This is a genomic window from Brevundimonas sp. (genome assembly GCF_050729455.1).
GTDB lineage: Bacteria > Pseudomonadota > Alphaproteobacteria > Caulobacterales > Caulobacteraceae > Brevundimonas.
This window is the reverse complement of the sequence record NZ_JBOHLI010000057.1, coordinates 1-20263: the sequence shown is the minus strand read 5'-3', so window position 1 is coordinate 20263 and position 20263 is coordinate 1. Positions and strand designations below refer to the sequence as shown.

Genomic DNA, 20263 nt, shown 5'->3' with positions numbered 1-20263 from the left:
GCGCCGGCCGCCGGCGTCTTCGGCGCGGAACCGGTGATCGACTTCGAGGTGACCCCGAACCGCCCCGACTGGCTGGGCGTGGCGGGCATCGCCCGCGACCTGGCCGCGACGGGTCTGGGCAAGCTGACGACGCCGGAGATCACCCCGGTCGCCGGAAGCTTCGCCTCGCCGATCACGGTGCGGATCGACACGCCGGACCTGTGCCCGGTCTTCGCCGGTCGCGTGATCCGGGGCGTGCAGAACGGTCCGTCGCCGGCCTGGCTGCAGCACCGCCTGACCGCCGTCGGCCTGCGCTCGATCAACCGCCTGGTCGATATCACCAACCTGATCTCCTACGACCGCGCGCGGCCCCTGCACGTCTATGACCTGGCCAAGCTGTCGGGTCAGACCATCGTCGTGCGCGCCGGTCTGATCGCCGCGGATACCGGCGAGCATGAGCATCTGATCGCTCTGGACGGCAAGACCTACGCCGCCTCGCCCGCCGACTGCGTCATCGCCGACGCCGACGGCGAGCGCCCCATCGGCCTGGGCGGCGTCATGGGCGGCGAAAGCACCGGCTGTTCGGAGGAGACGGTCGACGTCTTCGTCGAGAGCGCCTGGTTCGCTCCCCTGGCCATCGCCCAGACGGGCCGCTCGCTGGGCATCAGCTCGGACGCCCAGTACCGCTTCGCGCGCGGCGTGGACACGGCCTCGGTCGTGCCGGGCCTGGAACTGGCGACGCAGATGATCCTCGACCTGTGCGGCGGCGAGCCGTCCGAGATCGTGGTGACGGGTCAGGCCCCGGCGGCACCCGCCGGCTTCGCCTTCGACCCTTCCTATGTGAAGCGTCTGTCGGGCCTGAGCCTGTCCGACGACCGCATCTTCGAGATTCTGACCGCGCTCGGCTTCACCGTCATGCGCGGCGCGGCCTGGACCGTGGTGCCGCCGTCGTGGCGTCGCGACGTCGAAGGCCCGGCCGATCTGGTCGAGGAAGTCGCGCGCATCGAGGGCTTCCACGCCCTGCCGCATACGCCCCTGCCCGAGGTCGCCCGCAAGGCGCAAGGCGTCCTCAGCCCGCGACAGGCCCGCGTCCGCGTCGCCCGCCGGGCGCTGGCGGCCCTGGGTTACGCCGAGGCCGTGACCTGGTCCTTCAGCAAGCAGTCGACGGCTGTTCTGTTCGGCGGCGGCGACGATCGCCTGGTGCTCGAGAACCCCATCGCGGCGGACCTCGACTGCATGCGGCCGTCGATCCTGCCCAACCTGATCCAGGCGGCGGCGCGCAACGCCGCGCGCGGCCACGCCGACGCGGCTCTGTTCGAGATCGGCCCCGTCTATTTGAACGATCAGCCGAACGGCCAGCGCACGGCCATCGCCGGCCTGATCGCCCCCCACCCCGACCGTCACTGGGGCGGCGCGGGCGAGGACGCCCTGTTCGACCTCAAGGGCGACCTGTTCGCCCTGCTGGAAGAGATCGGCGCCCCGGTCGCCTCGCTGCAGCTGGCGCAGGGCGCCAACCAGGACTGGTGGCACCCCGGCCGTTCGGCCCGCCTGCAACTGGGGCCCAAGAACGTCATCGTCGAGTTCGGCGCCCTGCACCCGCGCGTGCTCAAGGCCCTGGACGCTGACAGCCCCATGCTGGCCTTCGAGATCATCCTCGACGCCGTGCCGGAACCGCGCGGCAAGGCTGGCAAGGCGCGCGGCGCGGCGGACCTGCCGAACCTGATGCCGCTGAGCCGCGACTTCGCCTTCCTGCTGGACGAGGCTAAGGCCGTGGGCGACCTGACCCGCGCCGTCGCCGGCGCCGACAAGGCCCTGATCGCCGAGGTGCGCGTCTTCGACGTCTATCGCGGCCAGGGCGTGCCCGAGGGCCAGAAGTCGGTCGCGATCGAAGTCGAGATCCAGCCGCGCGCCGCCACCCTGACCGAAGCCGAGATCGAGGCCCTGACGGCCAAGGTCGTCGCCGCCGCGGCCAAGGCCGGTGGCGTCCTGAGGAGCTGATAAGAAGCCGGAGCAAAAGCTCCGGCTTCTTTCTTTTTAGAAGGGCCTATCGCGCTTCGCGCTACTTGAGGCCGTGATACGGGCCGCGCCTCGGACCGACAGAGGTCTGCTGACGAAGCCTTGATCAGGTTGGGCGACGTGGAATACGGTCAAGCAAGGTTCGGTTAACCTTAAAGCCCCAAGGCTGCCGCAAAAGACACGGACGGTAGGCCAAGCCCGCGACGATGGGCGCCCCGTCCTCTGTCAGGAGCCACGACCATGCATCGCCGCCAACTGATCCGTTCCAGCCTCGGTCTCGCCGCCGCCGGCGCGCTTCCCGCAGGCCTCGGCGCCTGCGCCACCACGCGCCAGCCGGCCGACCCCGCCTATCCCATCGCCTCGGACCAGACGGCCCAAGCCTACACCTTCGAGGAGCTGGTCGCGGCCGGTTCGCGCGAAATGGGCATCGCCGCCGAAGCCATGGGTTCGGCCCTCGAGCGCGTCTTCGCCGAACAGGGCGACCGTCCGACCGCCTATATCGCCGGCGAGGAAGCCGCCGGCGCCGCCGCCGTCGGCGTGCGCTATGGCCGCGGGGCCTTGCACATGAAGGACCTGTCGGCCTCGCAGGAAGTCTTCTGGCAGGGCATCTCGATCGGCTGGGACGTGGGCGGCAACGCCAGCCGGGTCTTCACCCTGGTTTACGGCCTATACCACCCGGACATGCTCTATCGCCGCTACCCCGGCGTCGAGGGCTCGGCCTATCTGGTCGCCGGTCTGGGCGTGAACTATCAGCGCGCCGACGGCATCGTACTGGCCCCCATCCGCACCGGCGTCGGTCTGCGCCTGGGCGCCAACGTCGGCACCATGAGCTACAGCCGTCAGCGGAATCTGCTGCCCTTCTAATAGCGAAAGTGCGCTAGCGCTCGCGACGCGGTCGCTCGCTGCCTGAGCGCAGCACCGCGTCGACGGGCACGGCCGCGCCTTGGCAAAACCATTCTTTTCGGACACGAAAAGACCCCCATTCGGCCCTTCGCCCGCCCGGAAGACAGGTCAAAAAGCCATTATCGGCCTGTTGAAGTTCGGAAAAGTCCCGGATCCTGAACAGCCCCCCCAGCCCCCCAGGATTTTTCCGCTAAAGGGCTTCGACGGGTCGATGCTTCCTCCAAGCGAGACGCCCGCGGCCGCCCCCCTCCCCCTCCTGGCGACGCGGGCGTTTTGCTGTCTGGACCTCAAGGAGGAGCGGCGGCGAAGACGAATCAGCCAGGGAGGTTGATCGTCGTCCGTTCTCCGTCGCGCACCACCGTCAGTTCGACCGCGCCGCCGGCTTGCAAGGCCGTCGCCAGGGCCGTCATGTCGGCGACGCCCGCGCCTCCGGCCTCGACCACCACGTCGCCGGCCTGAAGGCCCGCCGCCGCCGCGACCGAGCCGCCCTCGACCACGGAGACCTGGGCGCCCGCGCCGTCGCCGCTGTTGCGGAAGGTCAGGCCGCGCGCCATGGCGGCGACGCGCCCCGTCCGCACGGCGGCCGGATCCGACGACTGAACCGTCAGGCTGGCCGTCGCCTCGCGCCCGTCGCGCAGATAGACCACCGGCAGGGTCGCGCCGGGGCGAGCAATACCGACCGTGGCCTGGACCGAGCCGGCGTTGGCCACGGGGCGGTTCTGGATGCGGGTGATGACGTCGCCGGGACGCAGGCCCGCAGCCTCGGCCGAGGACCCCGGCGCGGCGTCATAGACCACCGCCCCGCGCACCAGATTCAGGCCCAGTTCGCGCGCGCGCTCGGCCGTCAGCGAGCCCAGAGCCACGCCGATCTGGCCGCGCTTGACCTCGCCCGAGGCGCGCAGCTGATCGACCACGAACATCATGATCCGCGTCGGGACGGCGAAGGCGATGCCGTCGTTGCCTCCGCCCATGCCGCCCGACAGGATCGAGGTGTTGATGCCGATCAGCCGCCCCCGGCTGTCCAGCAGCGGGCCGCCGGAATTGCCCGAATTCACCGCCGCGTCGGTCTGGATATAGTCCTCGATGGCGTCGCCCATGCCCGACCGGTTCAGACCCGAGATGACCCCCATGGTCAGGGTCTGGTCCAGCCCCAGCGGATAGCCGACGGCGAAGGCCAGATCGCCGGTGCGCAGAGTGTCGGAATCCACCGTCTGGACCTGCGACAGGCCCGCCCCCTCGATCTTCAGCACGGCGATGTCGGTGGCCTTGTCCGCGCCGATCAGGACGGCGTCGAACAGGCGGCCGTCGCTCAGGTCGACGGTGAATTTCTGGCCGTTCTCGATGACGTGGTTGTTGGTGACGATGATGCCGGCGGCGGCGTCGATGATCACGCCCGACCCGCCCTGGGCCGGCTTGGGGTCGCTGGCGCTCGAGGTCGGGCCGCGCGACTGGCCCAGGGTCGTGACCTGGACCACGGCGGGCAGGGAGGCGTCGAGACCGGCGGCGAAGGTGAAGACGCCGCGCCGCGCGTCATAGGGCAGGCCCTGCACGCCGGGCGTCTGAGCCGAAGTCGCCGCCGGGGCCGCCGGGGCCGCCGGGGCCGCCACGACCGGCGCGGCGCTCAGGAGCAGGACAAGGGCGGCGCCGGTCGAGGCCAGCATTGTGTGTCGCGTCATGGTCGGTCCCTTCGCTGGCGGTCAGCCTAGCGCGAGAAATCCGCCGTGACGACAGCCTCGACCGTCACAATAGCCCAACAGCCCTAGAAGGCGCTCTGTCCCGTGATGGCCCGGCCCAGGATCAGGGCGTGGACGTCGTGAGCCCCCTCATAGGTGTTGACCGTCTCAAGGTTCATGGCGTGGCGCATGACGTGCAGTTCGCCGGTGATGCCAGCGCCGCCGTGCATGTCGCGGGCGACGCGGGCGACGTCCAGGGCCTTGCCGCAGTTGTTGCGCTTCATCAGGCTGATGGCCTCGGGCACCCAGGCGCCGGTGTCCAGCAGACGACCCAGAGCATAGGCTCCTTCGAAGCCGAGGAAGATCTCGGTCTGCATGTCGGCCAGCTTCTTCTGCACCAGCTGGCGCGACGACAGGGGGCGGCCGAACAGCATCCGCTCGCCGACATAGTCGCGGCTGGCGTGGAAGCAGAACTCGGCGGCGCCCATGGCCCCCCAGGCGATGCCGAAGCGCGCCTTGTTCAGGCAGCTGAACGGCCCGCGCAGGCCCTGCACGCCCGGCAGGATGTTGGCTTCCGGCACGAAGACGTCATTCAGACCGATGTCACCGGTGATCGAGGCGCGAAGCGACAGCTTGTCGCCGATCTTGTCCGTGGTGAAGCCGTCGAAGTCGCGCTCGACGATGAAGCCGCGAATCTTGTCGTCCAGCTTGGCCCAGACGATGGCCAGGTCGCTGATCGGCGAATTGGTGATCCAGTATTTGGCGCCATTCAGGCGATAGCCGCCTTCGACCTTGACCGCCTTGGTCTTCATCGAGGCCGGGTCCGAACCGCCGTCCGCCTCGGTCAGACCGAAGCAGCCGATCAGCTCGCCCGCCGCCATCTTCGGCAGGAACTTCATCTTCTGCTCTTCCGAGCCGAAGGCGTAGATCGGGTACATGGCCAGCGACGACTGCACCGACATGGCCGAGCGATAGCCGCTGTCGACCGCTTCGACCTCGCGCGCGATCAGGCCATAGGCGACGTGGCTGGCTTCGGAGCCGCCGTATTGCTCCGGCAGCATGGCGCCGAGGAAGCCCATCTCGCCCATCTCGGTCATGATGGCGCGATCGAAAGTTTCGTCGCGGAAGGCCTCGACCACGCGCGGCAGCAGGGCTTCGCGGGCGTAGGACCGCGCCGCGTCCTGAATCATCCATTCGTCGTCGGTCAGGCGGCCGCGCAGGTCGAACGGGTCGTCCCAACGGAAGGTCTGTTGCGAAGCGTGCGAGCCGTCGGCCATGGCGATGTTTCCTGCGCGAGTGTGCGGGGTTCTCTGAGCGTCACGCGAGGTTGAAGGGGCGTGACGATGCGACCCCTGTTCCGGCCGCCCGTTTAAGGCAAAATATGAGAACCGGGTAGAGGGAGGCGGGGAACCGCGTTAGGCTGGGACCATGTCGAGCACTTTTTCACGCCTGTTCAGCGATCACCCGCGCGAGGTCAGCGAGACCTATCTCGAGCACATGGCCGCCTCGGCGCGCTTCGGCTTCAAGCTGATGCGGCTGGCCGGTTGCGCCTTCGCCCATGCGGTCGTGCCCGGCGTGCACAAGAGCACGGTGTCCGACGCCATCCGGTGCATGGCCCGCGACATGGGCGGCCGGGCCGAGGAAGCCCGCGAATGCCGCATGAGGAACGCCGGCGTCTGGGACGTGGGACTCTAGGTCTTCTCGACACGTCTACGGCGGGCTAGTCAGGTCGCATGACCCAGACCCAAGGCCCCCTTTCCGGCGTTCGCGTCCTCGACCTCAGCCGCGTTCTGGCCGGTCCCTGGGCGACGCAGACCCTGGCCGACCTCGGCGCCGAGGTCATCAAGATCGAGCGGCCCGGCGAGGGCGACGACACCCGCCACTGGGGACCGCCCTTCACCACCACGGCCGACGGATCCAAGGGCGACGCCGCCTATTTCCTGTGCGCCAACCGGGGCAAGAAGTCGGTCGAGCTGGACATCGCCAGCCCTGAAGGCGCCGAGGCCCTGCGCAAACTGGCCGCGACCTGCGACGTGGTGGTCGAGAACTTCAAGACCGGCGGGCTGGCGAAATACGGCCTCGACTACGCCGGCCTGTCGGCGGTCAATCCGCGCCTCGTCTATTGCTCCATCACCGGCTTCGGCCAGTCCGGGCCGGACGCGCACCGGGCCGGCTACGACTACATGATCCAGGCCATGGGCGGGCTGATGTCGATCACCGGCCAGCCGGACGGCGCGCCGGGCGCCGAGCCGATGAAGGTCGGCGTGGCGGTCGTGGACCTGTTCACCGGCCTCTACGCCTCCAACGCCATCCTCGCCGCCCTGTGGCACGCGCGGGCGACGGGCGAGGGCCAGCAGGTCGACATCGCCCTGTTCGACGTCCAGGCGGCCATGCTGGCCAACCAGGCGACCAACTTCTTCGTCTCCGGGACCGCGCCGACGCGGATGGGCAACGCCCACCCCAATCTGGCCCCCTATCAGCCCTTCCCCTGCTCGGACGGCATGGTGGTCATCGCGGTGGGCAACGACGGCCAGTTCCGGGCGCTGGCGAAGGCTCTGGGCGTCGAGCCCATGGGCGCCGATCCGCGCTTCGTCATCAATGCGCTGCGGGTCCAGCACCGCGCCGAGCTGTCCCCTGCGCTGTCGGCCCTGACGGCCGGCTTCACCATGAAGGGGCTGATGGCGGCGCTGGAGGCGGCGGGCGTGCCCTGCGGCCCGGTCAACACCATCGACCAGGTCTTCGAGGAGCCGCAGGCCGTCCATCGCGGCCTGACCGTCGAACAGTCACGCGATGATCTGGCCACGCCGATCCGCACCGTCGCCTCGCCCATCCGCCTGTCGAAGACGCCCGTCCGCTACGACGCCCCGCCGCCAAAGCTGGGGCAGGACACGGATGCGGTGCTAGCGACGATCAAACCGGACTGAACAGACGCTGCGACCTAGTAGGCCATGAACTGCAGCAGCAGGCCGATCCCGCACAGGCCAAGGATGCCGATCGCCACATAACGGATGACGGCCTTCATCGACCCGATCGCTCCATGAATCTCATCTTCGTGTAGCTCGCCCACCATGCCGGGCGTCGCGTCCAGCCGCCACTCTTCGGATTCTTCCCCTGCGAGATCGCCGAACTCGCCGCGCCGGGCGCGCGCGATCAGATCCCGCGCCTGGACGATCTGAAAGTCGGGCGCGGTCACCCGGAGCCCGCCAAACGCCACCTGCATGTGCGCCATGTTGGTGGCGGCGTCACGGTCAGGCACACGGGCGTCGACGCCATGACGCTTGAGCAGAGCCGCCGCCAGCTCGGCTTCGGGCAAGGTCGTGAAACGCGCCACTTCCAGTCGATCCATCCGTACGCCCCGTGTCGTGACCATCGAACGGTCAAGCTAACACGGATCGCCCAATTGAAAACGGCGGCTCCTGAAAGAGCCGCCGTCGTCAATTCTGGATCGCGCGGACCTTAGAGGTCCAGCAGGGCGCGGGCCGGGTCTTCCAGCAGTTCCTTGATGCGGACCAGGAAGGTCACGGCTTCCTTGCCGTCGACGATGCGGTGATCGTAGCTGAGGGCCAGGTACATCATCGGGCGGATCTTGACCTCGCCGTTGATGGCCATCGGGCGCTGCACGATGTTGTGCATGCCCAGGATGCCCGACTGCGGCGCGTTCAGGATCGGCGTCGACATCAGCGAGCCGTAGGTGCCGCCGTTGGTGATGGTGAAGGTGCCGCCCTGCATCTGGTCCATGGTCAGGGCGCCGTCACGGGCGGCCTTGCCCAGGGCGCCGATGCCCTTTTCGATGCCCGCCAGCGACAGCGCATCAGCGTCGCGCAGGACCGGAACCACCAGACCCTTGTCGGTGCCGACGGCCACGCCGATGTCGTAGTGGTTCTTGTAGATGATGTCCGTGCCGTCGATCTCGGCGTTGACGGCCGGGATTTCGTGCAGGGCCTGAACCACGGCCTTGGTGAAGAAGGACATGAAGCCCAGCTTCACGCCGTGGCGCTTCTCGAAGACTTCCTTGTACTGGGCGCGCAGGGCCATGACGTTGGTCATGTCCACCTCGTTGAAGGTGGTCAACTGGGCGGCCGTGTTCTGCGATTCCTTCAGGCGACGGGCGATGGTCTGACGCAGGCGCGTCATCTTCACCCGCTCTTCGCGGGGCTGATCGGCGCGCGGAGCGGCGGGCGCAGCAGCGGCGACCGGAGCCGGAGCGGCGGCGCCGATGGCGGCGATGGCGTCAGCCTTGGTGATGTTGCCCTTCGGACCCGAGGCCGACAGCGTGGCCGGGTTCAACTTGTTCTCGGAAACGACGCGCTGGACGGCGGGCGACAGGTGAGCCGAGGCCGGAGCCACAGCGGCCGGAGCGGCGGCGACCGGGGCGGCAGCCGGAGCCGCAGCGGCGCCCGAGGCCGAGATGGAGCCGATGACCTGACCGGGGGTCACGGTCGAGCCATTGTCGGCGGCGATGGTCAGGACGCCGGCGGCCGGAGCCGAGACTTCCACGGCGACCTTGTCGGTCTCGATCTCGACCAGCAGTTCGTCCTTGGCGACGGTGTCGCCCGACTTCTTCAGCCAGGTGCCGATCGAACCCTCGGCGACGCTCTCGCCCATGGTCGGGACGGCGATCTCGACCGAGGCGCCGCCCGAAGCGGCCGGAGCAGCGGCAGCCGGAGCCGCAGCAGCGGCGGGCGCGGCGGCCGATGCCGAGGTGCCTTCGCTCACCGAACCCAGGACCGTGCCGGGCACGACGGTGTCGCCCTCGGCGGCGTTGATGGCGGCCAGGACGCCGTCGGCCGGGGCCACGACTTCCAGCGAGACCTTGTCGGTTTCCAGCTCGACCAGGACTTCGTCCTTGCGGACGGCGTCGCCGACCTTCTTGGTCCACTTGGCGATGGAGGCTTCGCTGACGGATTCACCGAGGGCGGGGGTGAGGATATCGGCCATGTTTCGGTCCAGTGTCTTTTCGTGTCTTGGCGTATCTATAGGTCAGGCGGGGCCGGTCAGGCCATGGCCTCGGCGAGGAAGGTCTCGAGTTCCTTCAGGTGGCGGCTCATCAGGCCGGCCGCCGTGGAGGCGGAGGCCGGACGCCCGACGTAACGCGCGCGCTTGGCCTTGATATCCATCTTCTCGAGGGTCAGTTCGATCCACGGATCGACGAAGGTCCAGCCGCCCATGTTCTTGGGCTCTTCCTGACACCAGACCAGGTCGGCGTTGGGGAAGCGGGCCAGCTCGGTCGAGATCGACTTGATCGGCCACGGATAGAACTGTTCCAGGCGCAGGATGTAGATGTCGTTGATCCCCGCCTTCTCGCGCGCGTCCAGCACGTCGTAATAGACCTTGCCCGAGCAGACGATGACCTTGCGGATGTCCTTATCGGCCTTCAGCGAGACGCCGGCCACTTCGGGACGCAGCTGGGCGTCGTCGCGCAGCACGCGGTGGAAGGACGAACCCTCGGCCATGTCGGCGATGGTCGAGACGGCCTTCTTGTGACGCAGCAGCGACTTGGGCGTCATCAGGATCAGCGGCTTGCGGTACGAGCGGTGCAGCTGGCGACGCAGGATGTGGAAATAGTTGGCCGGGGTGGTGCAGTTGGCGACCTGCATGTTGTTCTCGGCGCACTGCTGCAGGAAGCGCTCGAGGCGGGCCGAGGAGTGCTCGGGGCCCTGGCCTTCATAGCCGTGCGGCAGCAGCATGGTCAGGCCGCTCATGCGCAGCCACTTGCGTTCACCCGAAGAGATGAACTGGTCGATGACCACCTGGGCGCCGTTGACGAAGTCGCCGAACTGGCCTTCCCACAGGGTCAGGGTGTTCGGATCGGCCAGCGAGTAGCCGTATTCGAAGCCCAGCACCGCCTCTTCCGACAGGGCCGAGTCGATGACTTCGAAATGGGCCTGGCCGTCGCGCAGATGGTTCAGCGGGATGTAGCGCTGTTCCGTCGTCTGGTCGGTGATGCCCGAGTGACGCTGCGAGAAGGTGCCGCGCACCGAGTCCTGGCCCGACAGGCGGATATTGTAGCCCTCGTCCAGCAGCGAGGCGAAGGCCAGGCTTTCGGCGGTGGCCCAGTCGATGTTCTGGCCGGTCGTGACGGTCTCGCGACGCGCCTCGACCACGCGCTTCAGCGTCTTGTGGATGTCGACGCTGTTGGGGATTTGGGTCAGGCGGTGGCCGTAGTCCGTCAGCTTTTCAGCCGGAACGGCGGTCTTGCCGCGCTGGGCGGCGTCGTCGGTCTTTTCAGCGCCCAGGCCCTGCCACTGGCCGTCCAGCCAGTCGGCCTTGTCGGCCTTGAAGGTCTTGCCGGCTTCGAACTCGGCGTCGAGGAAGGCCTCGAAGCGAGCCAGTTCGGCGTCGACCTCGGCCTGGGTGACCACGCCCTCGGCGACCAGACGCTTGGAGTAGATCTCGCGCGTCGACGGCTGAGCGCGGATCTTCGAATACATCAGCGGCTGGGTGAAGGTGGGGTCGTCGCCTTCGTTGTGGCCGAAGCGGCGGTAGCAGAACATGTCCACCACCGCGTCCTTGTGGAACTTCTGACGGTATTCCGTCGCCACCTTGGCCGCGAAGACGACCGCTTCCGGGTCGTCGCCGTTGACGTGGAAGATCGGGGCCTGGACCATCAGCGCCACATCCGACGGATAGGGCGACGAGCGCGAGTTGCGCGGGCTGGTGGTGAAGCCGATCTGGTTGTTGATGACGAAGTGCAGGGTGCCGCCGGTGCGGTAGCCCTTCAGTCCCATCAGGGCGAAGCATTCGGCCACCACGCCCTGACCGGCGAAGGCGGCGTCGCCGTGGATCAGCAGGGGGACGACCTTGGAGCGATCCAGCACCCATTCGTTGTCCGGCTTGCCGATATTGACCTCGGCCTCGCGGATGTCGAAGGCCTGCTTGGCGCGCGACTTGCCCAGGACGACCGGGTTGACGATCTCCAGGTGCGACGGGTTGGCGGTCAGCGACAGGTGGACCTTGTTGCCGTCGAACACGCGGTCCGACGAGGCGCCCATGTGATATTTGACGTCGCCCGAACCCTCGATGTCCGACGGGACGGTCGAACCGCCCTGGAACTCGTGGAAGATGGCCTTGTAGGGCTTGCCCATGACGGCGGCGAGCGTGTTCAGGCGGCCGCGGTGGGCCATGCCGAAGACGATCTCGTCAACGCCCAGGTTGCCGCCGCGCTTGATCACCTGCTCCAGGGCAGGGACCATGGCCTCGCCGCCGTCCAGGCCGAAGCGCTTGGTGCCGGGGAAGCGCTTGTGCAGGAAGCGTTCGAAGCCCTCGGCCTCGATCAGCTTGTGCAGGATGGCCAGCTTGCCTTCCTTGGTGAAGGCGTTCTGCTCGAACTTGTCCGGGCCTTCAAAGCGCTGCTGCAGCCAGGATTTCTCTTCCGGCTCGGCGATGTGCATGTATTGCACGCCGATGTTGCCGCAGTAGGTGCGGCGCAGGATTTCCAGCACCTGACGGATGCTGCCGGTCTGCAGGCCCAGGACGCCGTCGAGGAAGATCGGGCGGTCCAGGTCGGCGGCGGTGAAGCCGTAGAATTCGGGGGTCAGCTCGGGGTTGTCGATCGGCTGCTCGATGCCCAGCGGGTCCAGCGTCGCCTGCAGGTGACCGCGCACGCGGTAGCTGCGGATCAGCATCAGGGCGCGGATCGAGTCATGGGCGGCGGCGCGCACGTCGGCGGCGGTCAGCCCGCCCGAAGCTTCAGCAACGGGGGCGGCCGGACGCGGGCCGGGCTTGCCGGCGGCCTTGGGGTCGACCTTGGGCGCGGGCCAGCGGCCGTCGAAGACGGCGGTGTCTTCGCTCGGATCCGTGGCGGCGCCACGGCCCCACGAGCCGGCGGCGGCCGACTGCTTCACCAGGTCGGCGTTGTCCTTCAACTGATCGAAGAAGACGCGCCATTCCCCCGGCACCGAGCCGGGGTCCGCGGCCCATTTTTCGTGCAGGTCCTCAATGAAGGCGGCGTTCGCGCCATAGAGGAAGCTGGTCTCGGCAAAGACCTGATTCAGCCGACCTGCATCGTCCGCCATTTTTCTCTCGTCGTCCTACAATTCCGGCCGCGCGCGCACGCCTGCGCGGTGAGCGGCGCCGCTCATATAGGCCGTGTTTCCTTACCGGTCATGACCGAAGCGGGGCGATGCGGGTGGAAATTGGTCGAATCGGCAAGAAAAAACGCCCCCGGACGAATCCGGAGGCGTTTCAAAAGGTCTCGGGACGCTAAATTTAGCCCCGGAACACTGTTCGGCCATAATCCGCACCGCTTTCACCGCCGAGGCGATGGCGCGGCAAACTCGCTGCAGCAGCGAGCCGCCGCGCGGCTAGCGTTAGCGACCTTGAAGGGCCTTAGCCCTTCAGCACTTCCAACAAGGTGTGGCCCAGACGCGCCGGCGACGGCGAGACGCGGATGCCCGCAGCCTCCATCGCAGCGATCTTGGATTCCGCGTCGCCCTTGCCGCCCGAAACGATGGCGCCGGCGTGGCCCATGGTGCGGCCGGCCGGAGCCGTACGACCGGCGATGAAGCCGGCCATGGGCTTGGAGCGGCCCTTTTTGGCTTCGTCGATCAGGAATTGAGCGGCGTCCTCTTCGGCGCCGCCGCCGATTTCACCGATCATGATGATCGAGGTGGTTTCCGGGTCGGCCAGGAACATTTCCAGGACGTCGATGAACTCGGTGCCCTTGACCGGGTCGCCGCCGATGCCGACAGCCGTAGTCTGACCCAGGCCGGCGTTGGTGGTCTGGAACACGGCTTCATAGGTCAGGGTGCCCGAGCGCGAGACGACGCCGACCGAACCCTTGGAGAAGATGTTGCCCGGCATGATGCCGATCTTGCACTCGTTCGGGGTCAGGATGCCGGGGCAGTTCGGGCCCAGCAGGCGCGAGTTGGAACGGTCCAGGCGAGCCTTGACGCGCACCATGTCCAGCACGGGGATGCCTTCGGTGATGCAGGTAATGAAGGGGATCTCGGCCTCGATGGCTTCGATGATGGCGTCGGCGGCGCCTGCCGGCGGGACGTAGATGACCGTGGCGTCGGCGCCCGTGCGCTCCTTGGCTTCGGCGACCGAGCCATAGATCGGCAGGGTTTCGCCGTGCGAGCCGGTCCAGTTGGTGCCGCCCTTGGTCGGGTGCACGCCGGCGACCATCTGGGTGCCGTGGTAGGCCAGGGCCTGTTCGGTGTGGAAGCCGCCGGTCTTGCCGGTCAGGCCCTGCACGATGATCTTGGTGTCTTTGTTGACGAGAATGGACATGTGTCTGTGCTCTGAATTCTGTGTGTCAGCTGGGCGGTGGCGAGTAAGGCCGAGGCCTTAGCCGACCGCCGCGACGATCTTCTGGGCGGCGTCGTCGAGGTCGTCCGCAGCCGTGATGGCCAGGCCGCTCTCGTTCAGGATCTTCTTGCCCAGCTCGGCGTTGGTGCCTTCCAGACGCACCACCAGCGGCACCTTCAGGCCCACTTCCTTGACGGCCGCGACCACGCCTTCGGCGATGACGTCGCACTTCATGATGCCGCCGAAGATGTTGACCAGGATGCCCTGGACGGCCGGGTCAGCGGTGATGATCTTGAAGGCCGCCGCGACCTTGTCCTTGCCGGCGCCGCCGCCGACATCGCAGAAGTTGGCCGGCTCTTTGCCGTACAGCTTGATGATGTCCATGGTCGCCATGGCCAGACCGGCGCCGTTGACCATGCAGCCGATGTTGCCGTCCAGCGCCACGTAGGCCAGGTCCCATTCCGAGGCTTCGATTTCCTTGGCGTCTTCCTCGGTCTCGTCGCGCAGTTCCTTGATGTCGGGGTGACGGAACAGGGCATTGCCGTCGAACGACACCTTGGCGTCCAGAACGCGCAGGCGGCCGTTTTCCATGACGATCAGCGGGTTCACTTCCAGCATGGCCATGTCCTTCTCGACGAAGGCTTTGTAGAGGGCCGGGAACAGCGACTTGCCGTCTTCACGGGCGTCGCCTTCCAGCTTCAGCGCGTCCGACAGGGTGGCGCAGTCGGCTTCGGTCACGCCGGTCGTCGGGTCGATGACGACGGTGATGATCTTTTCAGGGGTGTCGTGGGCGACGGCTTCGATGTCCATGCCGCCTTCGGTCGAGACGACGAAGGCGATGCGGCCGTAGGCGCGGTCGACCAGGATCGACAGGTAGAGCTCGCGCGAGATGTCGGCGCCGTCTTCGATATAGAGGCGGTTGACCTGCTTGCCGGCGTCGGTCGTCTGGGCCGTCACCAGGGTGTTGCCCAGCATTTCCTTGGCGTTCTTGACCACGTCCTCGATCGAGAAGGCCAGGCGCACGCCGCCCTTGGCGTCAGCCGGCAGTTCCTTGAACTTGCCCTTGCCGCGGCCGCCGGCGTGGATCTGCGACTTCACCACATAGAGCGGGCCAGGCAATTGCTTGGCGGCGGCTTCGGCCTGGTCGGCGCTGGTGATGGCCACGCCTTCGGCGACCGGGGCGCCAAAGGCCTTGAGAACCTGCTTGGCCTGATACTCGTGAATGTTCATGTCTGATCCGCGCCGCTGGGAGGAGGTTTGAGGAAACTTTGGTCGCGCTTATAGGCGTCGCCCCTTCGCGGACGCAACCGTCCGTCTCCTTATGCGCCTCCCAAGCTTTTCTTATGCGCGAAACGGCTCAGCTGGGATCCCGCAGGATCAGTCGACCCAGTCCTTCTTGAGCGTGCGCGAGGCGCCGAACAGCAGGGCCGACGACAGCAGATAGAAGCCCATGCCGGTGTAGATGGCCCAGCGCAGGCTCTCCTCGCCGAAGGCCGGGCGCAGCAGGTCCGACATCCAGCCGAAGTAGTAGATGCCGACGGCGATCCCCAGCAGGTTGTTGATCAGCAGGAACAGGGCCGAGGCCGTGGTCCGCATGGCCGGGCTGGCCAGATGCTGCACGGCGGCGGTGATCGGCCCCAGCCAGGTCAGGTTCAGACCCGTCGGGATCAGGAAGATCAGGAAGGCGAGAGCTAGAGCCATATCGACCTTCCAACCGTAAAATGGGACCGTTAGAGCCACACCCTCCAGCGAAAGCACTTGCACTAGCCATGGCGAATTCATGGCCAACAGGAAGCATGGCACGGAGATCAGGAAGGCAATCGCCGGGGTCAGCGGATAGGCGGCCTTGGACGCCTTGCCCAAGCGGTCGGCCATGACCCCGCCCAGCCAGATGCCGGCCACACCGCCGACCATGACGATGGCCGAATAATACCAGGCCGTCTGCGACAGGGTCAGGTCGAAGCTGCGCATGAAGAAGCTGGGCAGCCAGGCGGCGACGCCGTAGCCGCACACCGAGGACGAGGCCGCGCCGAAGGCCAGCAGCCAGAAGCTGGGCTTGGGCGCCAGGGTCTTGATCACCTCGCCGAACGGCGGGGCCTTCTGCACGACAGGGGCGGCCTTGGGCGCTTCAACGACCGCGGGCGCATCCATGCCGCCGCGCGTCGGGTCCTTGATCGTCAGGCGCAGGATGGGCGCGACCAGCACGCCCAGGACGCCGACCACGATGAAGGCCGTGCGCCAACCGTAGGTCGCCGCCAACAGGCCGCCGACCAGCGTCCCTGCCGCCATGCCCAGGGGAATGCCGAAGGCGTAGGCGGCCAGGGCCCGCGCCCGCTGCGACTTGGGGAAGTAGTCGGCGATCAGGGAATAGGCCGGAGCCACCCCGCCCGCCTCGCCGATGCCCACCCCCATGCGGCACAGGAACAGCTGGCCGAAGCTGCCCGCCACCCCGCACAGGGCGGTGAAGCCCGACCAGACGGTCAGGGCCGCCGTCATGATCCAGACGCGGCTGACCCGGTCGGCCAGCCAGGCGATGGGAATGGCCAGGGTCGAATAGAGCAGGGCGAAGGCCAGGCCGCCCAGCAGGCCGAACTGGCTGTCCGACAGGCCGAACTCCGCCTTCAGCGGCGCCGCCAGGATGCCGATGATCTGACGGTCGAGGAAGTTCAGCATGTAGATGAGGATCAGGATCCCCAGCACATAGTAGCGATAGCCGGGCGAGACGGCCTTCTCGACGGCCTCTTGCGGCGCTGCGGCCTCGGACGTGGTCATGGCTTGCCCCCTCGGACTGGCTGTCCTGTTGCTGCGGACGGTAGCGGCGTCGCCGGGCGGCGCCAAAGAAAAAGGGCGGCGGTTCGGTCTGAACCGCCGCCCGCGATCAGATGATCAGGCGTTCAGGAGAAATTTCTCGATCAGAACTTGTACTGCAGCGACGCCGTCACCGTGCGCGGCGGGCCGTAGTAGCCGATCAGGGAGTTGTTGAAGGCGGCGCCGGCGAAGTTGTAGCCGCCGACGCGGTATTCCTCGTTGGTCAGGTTCTTGCCGTAGAGGCCGACCGTCCATTTCTGGCTCGGATCGGTCCAGACCACCGACAGGTCGACCAGGGTGAAGGCTTCCTGATCCAGCACCGGGTTGGGGAACTCGAACTGGCTGTAGTCGTCGCGGTAGCTGACCGACGGCGTGACCGCCAGAGAGCCGCCCGCCACGTCGCCGCGCCAGGTCAGGCCCAGATAGCCGGTCCATTTCGGCGCGTTCTGCAGCACCACCAGGTCCGAGATGTCCTCGAACTTGCCGGTGGTCAGGTTGAAGCGCAGGAATTCCTCGAACTTCGAGTCGAGGTAGCCGACGGCGACGTTGGCCGTCAGGCTGTCGGTCAGGACGACCGCGCCTTCCAGCTCGGCGCCGAAGAATTTCGACGAGCCGACGTTGTCGACGAAGCTGGCGATGCCGGCCACGGCCGGGACCTGGGTGGTGACCTGCTGGTCCTGATACTCGTTGTAGAAGACGGCCGAGGCGAAGGTCAGGCGGCGGTCGAAGGCCGAGCCCTTCAGGCCGATCTCATAGGAGTCGACGGTTTCCGGCTGATAGCCGTTGACCGTGTTCGGCGTCAGGATGGCGTCGCCGCGCATATCAAAGCCGCCCGACTTGAACCCCTTGGAATAGGAGGCGTAGCCGGTGACGAGGTCCGAAAAGTCATAGGACAGCGAGGCCTTGGGCGTGAACTGGTCGAACTGGTTCGACCGGGTGTAGTCGGTGCGCAGCAGGATCGCGTTGCGCGCCGTGCCGCCCAGCAGCGGGCTGCGGGTCGCGCCCAGATAGTTGGCGCGGAAGACGCGGCCGGTCTTGTCGTCCAGCGTATAGCGCGCGCCGAGGCCCAGGTGCAGACGCTCGGTCAGGTCCAGATTGACGTCGGTGAACAGGGCGACGCTGGTCGTCTTCACATAGCCGGCGGTGCCGATGACGATGCCCAGGTTGCCGGCGATGGTGTCGAAGGCGCCCGAGGCCGTGCCGTCCAGATAGAAGATCCCGGCCACGCCCTGGATCCGGTCGGTGCTGAACAGCGCCTGGAATTCCTGGGTGAACTGGTGGTCGCCATAGACCGCCGGGATGTCCAGCGTCGGCGCCGGGGTGTTGTCGAAGTCGATCACCGTGTCGGTGTCGCCGGAGCGATAGGCGGTGATCGACTTGAACGACCAGACGTCGTTCAGATCGACCTGGGCGGTCAGCGACACGCCCTCGGTCGTCACCTTGTTGCTGTCGCCCAGGCCCGCACGGGTGTCATAGACGCTGCCGGGCACGCCCGCGCCGGCGCCGACGCCGGCGATCTCGCGGTGGCCGTGGCGGGGGTTCGACTTGTCCTCGACCCGGTCGTAGGCCAGGCGGAAGAAGGCGTTGTCGTAGGGCTGGAATTCGACGCTGACCCGGCCGGCCAGGACGTCCTTGTCATAGTGTTCGGCGCCGGTGTTCAGGTTCTTGCCGTAGCCATCGCGGTTGTAGCTGGCGACCGCGCCGCCGATGCGCAGCTTGTCGCTGACCGGCATCGAGCCCTGGGCCAGCAGGTCGATCTGGCTGTAGCTGCCATAGGCCCCGCGCAGCGTCAGCTCGGGCGAGTCGGCGTCCAGACGCGAGGTGACGTACTTGATCGCGCCGCCGACCGTGTTGCGGCCGTAGAGCGAGCCCTGCGGCCCGCGCAGGACCTCGATGCGCTGGATGTCGAAGATGTCCAGGACAGCGCCCTGCGGACGGGCCACATAGACGTCGTCGATATAGAGGCCGACGCCGGGCTCGAAGCCCCACAGCGGGTCCTGCTGGCCGATGCCGCGAATGAAGGAGATCAGGGTCGAGTTCGAGCCGCGCGCGACCTGGACCGTGGCGTTCGGGGTCTGCTGCTGCAGGGCGGTGATGTCGGTCGCGCCGGTTTCTTCCAGACGCTCGGCGCCCAGGGCCGAGACCGAGACCGGCACGTCCTTCAGGCTTTCCTCGCGACGACGGGCGGTGACGATGATGTCGTCGACGCTCGACGCCTGCGCTTCGGTCGACGCCTCCTGCGCCACGGCGGTGGCCGAGAGCGCGCCCCAGGCGGCGCCCGCCAGCAAGACGGTCTTCACGAGTCTGTTCATTTGGTTCCCAATCCCTGTTTCCAGCCCAATCGACGCTTTTATTCAGCGTTCAATGATTTTCATGGAACGTGCCGGTCTTTCGCCGGTCTGTCAAACGGCCACGCTGAAGCCGCCGCAAATCGGCCGCCCCTGTGGCGCCGTTGCACTGAGGGTCGAAGCACGACCCGAGCCTGATGCATGGCATCAGGCTCCAGGATTGATGCTGGAGCGAATATCTGTGTTCAGATGCGATCGCATCTGAACCGATTTCGCTCTAGCTTGCGCGCATGAAACCTGACGACGACCTCGCCCCCGCCTTGCCGCCCGTCGTCGCCGCCCCGGCCCGTCGCGGCCGGCCCAAGAAGACCAAGGCCGCCGGCGGAGGCGAGACCCGCGACGCCATCCTGAACGCCGCCGAGGACCTGTTCTCCAAGCACGGCTTCTACGGCGTCACCATCCGCGAGGTGGCGCGAGAGGCGGGCGTGGATACGGCCCTGGTCCACTACTACTTCGGGGCCAAGAAGGAGCTGTTCGACGCCGTCTTCACCCGCCGCGCGGAAGTCTGGAACAACGAGCGGGTCGCCGCCGTCGACCGCTACGCCGAGGCCGCTGGCGACGCCATGACGCTGGAGGGTCTGTTCGAGGCCTTCCTGCGCCCGCCGTTCCAATGGTCGCTGAAGGGCGGGCCGGGGTGGAAGCACTACGCCGCCCTGGTGGCTCAGACCAACGCCAACCCGGCCTTCGGCGGCGAGACCATGGCCCGCTATTTCGACCCGGCGATCCGCCGCCTGCTGGAACTGGTCAAGCGCGTCCTGCCCGAGGCCGAGGAGACCGACCTCTACTGGGCCTATCATAACCTGTCGGGCGCCCTGACCCTGACCCTGGGCGAGACCGGGCGCCTGGACCGCCTGTCCGGCGGCCTGTGCCGGTCCGGCGATCTGGACAGCGCCTGCGACTACATGGTGCGCTTCGCCGCCGCCGGCTTCCGCGCGGTGTGCGGTCCGAAATCGGGCGTCTGATGCGGTTTCGGGGGAAGCTGGGAGCCAAGGGCCGCGACTTCCTGCGCGGTCTGGTCGTGGCCGTCGTCGCGGGCCTGTTCCTGGCCGTCAGCGGCGCCTTCGGCTCGGGCGGCGCGCCTCTGACGCAGCGACTGACCTACTGGATTCCCATGCTGGTTCTAGGCGGGCTGTGGGGTCACGCCTGCGGCGCCGTGATCACCCGCTTCATTGATCAGGACGCCCGCCCCTGGGCCGTGACGGCGGCTCTGACGGCGGTCATCAGCGGCCCCCTGACGGTCGGGGTCTGGGCCGCGACCGGCCTGTTTTTCGAGGGACGGCTGTTCCC

Annotated in this window: 14 protein-coding genes and 1 pseudogene; 6 read left to right on the top strand and 9 right to left on the bottom strand. The window is 67.5% G+C overall.

What is annotated here, in order from left to right; all coding sequences use genetic code 11:
• Positions 1 to 1977: phenylalanine--tRNA ligase subunit beta (gene pheT, locus ACREEF_RS13285; RefSeq protein ID WP_431566049.1), on the top strand; the 1977-nt coding region annotated here is incomplete at its 5' end.
• Between the two features lie 258 nt (positions 1978 to 2235).
• The gene (locus ACREEF_RS13280; protein ID WP_431566048.1) at positions 2236 to 2859 is read left to right on the top strand and encodes an EipA family protein; all 624 of its coding nucleotides are present in this window, start codon (positions 2236 to 2238) and stop codon (positions 2857 to 2859) included.
• Positions 2860 to 3212: 353 nt separating this feature from the next.
• Here ACREEF_RS13280 and ACREEF_RS13275 read toward each other — a convergent pair whose 3' ends face one another.
• Positions 3213 to 4574 carry a trypsin-like peptidase domain-containing protein gene (locus tag ACREEF_RS13275; RefSeq protein WP_431566047.1) on the bottom strand — a complete coding sequence of 454 codons (1362 nt, stop codon included), beginning with the start codon at positions 4572 to 4574 and terminating at the stop codon, positions 3213 to 3215.
• A gap of 83 nt (positions 4575 to 4657) precedes the next feature.
• Complete coding sequence (locus tag ACREEF_RS13270; RefSeq protein WP_431566046.1) at positions 4658 to 5848, bottom strand: acyl-CoA dehydrogenase; 1191 nt, start codon at positions 5846 to 5848, stop codon at positions 4658 to 4660.
• A gap of 151 nt (positions 5849 to 5999) precedes the next feature.
• Here ACREEF_RS13270 and ACREEF_RS13265 point away from each other — a divergent pair, with 151 nt between their 5' ends.
• Together ACREEF_RS13265 and ACREEF_RS13260 are read left to right on the top strand one after the other, a co-directional pair.
• Complete coding sequence (locus ACREEF_RS13265; protein ID WP_431566045.1) at positions 6000 to 6266, top strand: DUF6356 family protein; 267 nt, start codon at positions 6000 to 6002, stop codon at positions 6264 to 6266.
• A 38-nt stretch (positions 6267 to 6304) separates the two neighbouring features.
• Positions 6305 to 7495, top strand: coding sequence for a CaiB/BaiF CoA transferase family protein (locus tag ACREEF_RS13260; protein ID WP_431566044.1), 1191 nt, complete (start codon positions 6305 to 6307; stop codon positions 7493 to 7495).
• A gap of 14 nt (positions 7496 to 7509) precedes the next feature.
• Here the strand turns inward: ACREEF_RS13260 and ACREEF_RS13255 are convergent, their stop codons facing one another.
• From ACREEF_RS13255 to ACREEF_RS13225, 7 genes are all read right to left on the bottom strand, one after another.
• On the bottom strand, positions 7510 to 7917 hold the full coding sequence (locus ACREEF_RS13255) for a hypothetical protein (protein WP_431566043.1): 408 nt from the start codon (positions 7915 to 7917) through the stop codon (positions 7510 to 7512).
• A 110-nt stretch (positions 7918 to 8027) separates the two neighbouring features.
• Positions 8028 to 9509, bottom strand: a complete 1482-nt coding sequence (gene odhB / locus ACREEF_RS13250; protein WP_431566042.1) for a 2-oxoglutarate dehydrogenase complex dihydrolipoyllysine-residue succinyltransferase — start codon at positions 9507 to 9509, stop codon at positions 8028 to 8030.
• A gap of 56 nt (positions 9510 to 9565) precedes the next feature.
• The gene (locus ACREEF_RS13245; RefSeq protein WP_431566041.1) at positions 9566 to 12586 is read right to left on the bottom strand and encodes a 2-oxoglutarate dehydrogenase E1 component; all 3021 of its coding nucleotides are present in this window, start codon (positions 12584 to 12586) and stop codon (positions 9566 to 9568) included.
• Positions 12587 to 12899: 313 nt separating this feature from the next.
• The gene (sucD, locus tag ACREEF_RS13240) at positions 12900 to 13802 is read right to left on the bottom strand and encodes a succinate--CoA ligase subunit alpha (RefSeq protein ID WP_105562795.1); all 903 of its coding nucleotides are present in this window, start codon (positions 13800 to 13802) and stop codon (positions 12900 to 12902) included.
• Between the two features lie 57 nt (positions 13803 to 13859).
• Positions 13860 to 15050 (bottom strand): ADP-forming succinate--CoA ligase subunit beta, encoded by a 1191-nt coding sequence (gene sucC / locus ACREEF_RS13235; protein WP_431566040.1) that lies wholly within the window; start codon positions 15048 to 15050, stop codon positions 13860 to 13862.
• Positions 15051 to 15197: 147 nt separating this feature from the next.
• A complete protein-coding gene (locus ACREEF_RS13230; RefSeq protein ID WP_431566039.1) occupies positions 15198 to 16592 on the bottom strand; it encodes a spinster family MFS transporter in 1395 nt (464 codons plus the stop codon).
• A gap of 140 nt (positions 16593 to 16732) precedes the next feature.
• Positions 16733 to 18940, bottom strand: coding sequence for a TonB-dependent receptor (locus ACREEF_RS13225; protein ID WP_431566038.1), 2208 nt, complete (start codon positions 18938 to 18940; stop codon positions 16733 to 16735).
• 266 nt (positions 18941 to 19206) lie between these two features.
• Here ACREEF_RS13225 and ACREEF_RS13220 point away from each other — a divergent pair, with 266 nt between their 5' ends.
• Together ACREEF_RS13220 and ACREEF_RS13215 are read left to right on the top strand one after the other, a co-directional pair.
• Positions 19207 to 19938: a TetR/AcrR family transcriptional regulator gene (locus ACREEF_RS13220; RefSeq protein ID WP_431566037.1), complete on the top strand. Its 732-nt coding sequence runs from the start codon at positions 19207 to 19209 to the stop codon at positions 19936 to 19938.
• Positions 19938 to 20263: pseudogene (locus ACREEF_RS13215) on the top strand (hypothetical protein); the annotation flags it as partial. The gene ACREEF_RS13220 and the pseudogene ACREEF_RS13215, both read left to right, overlap by 1 nt.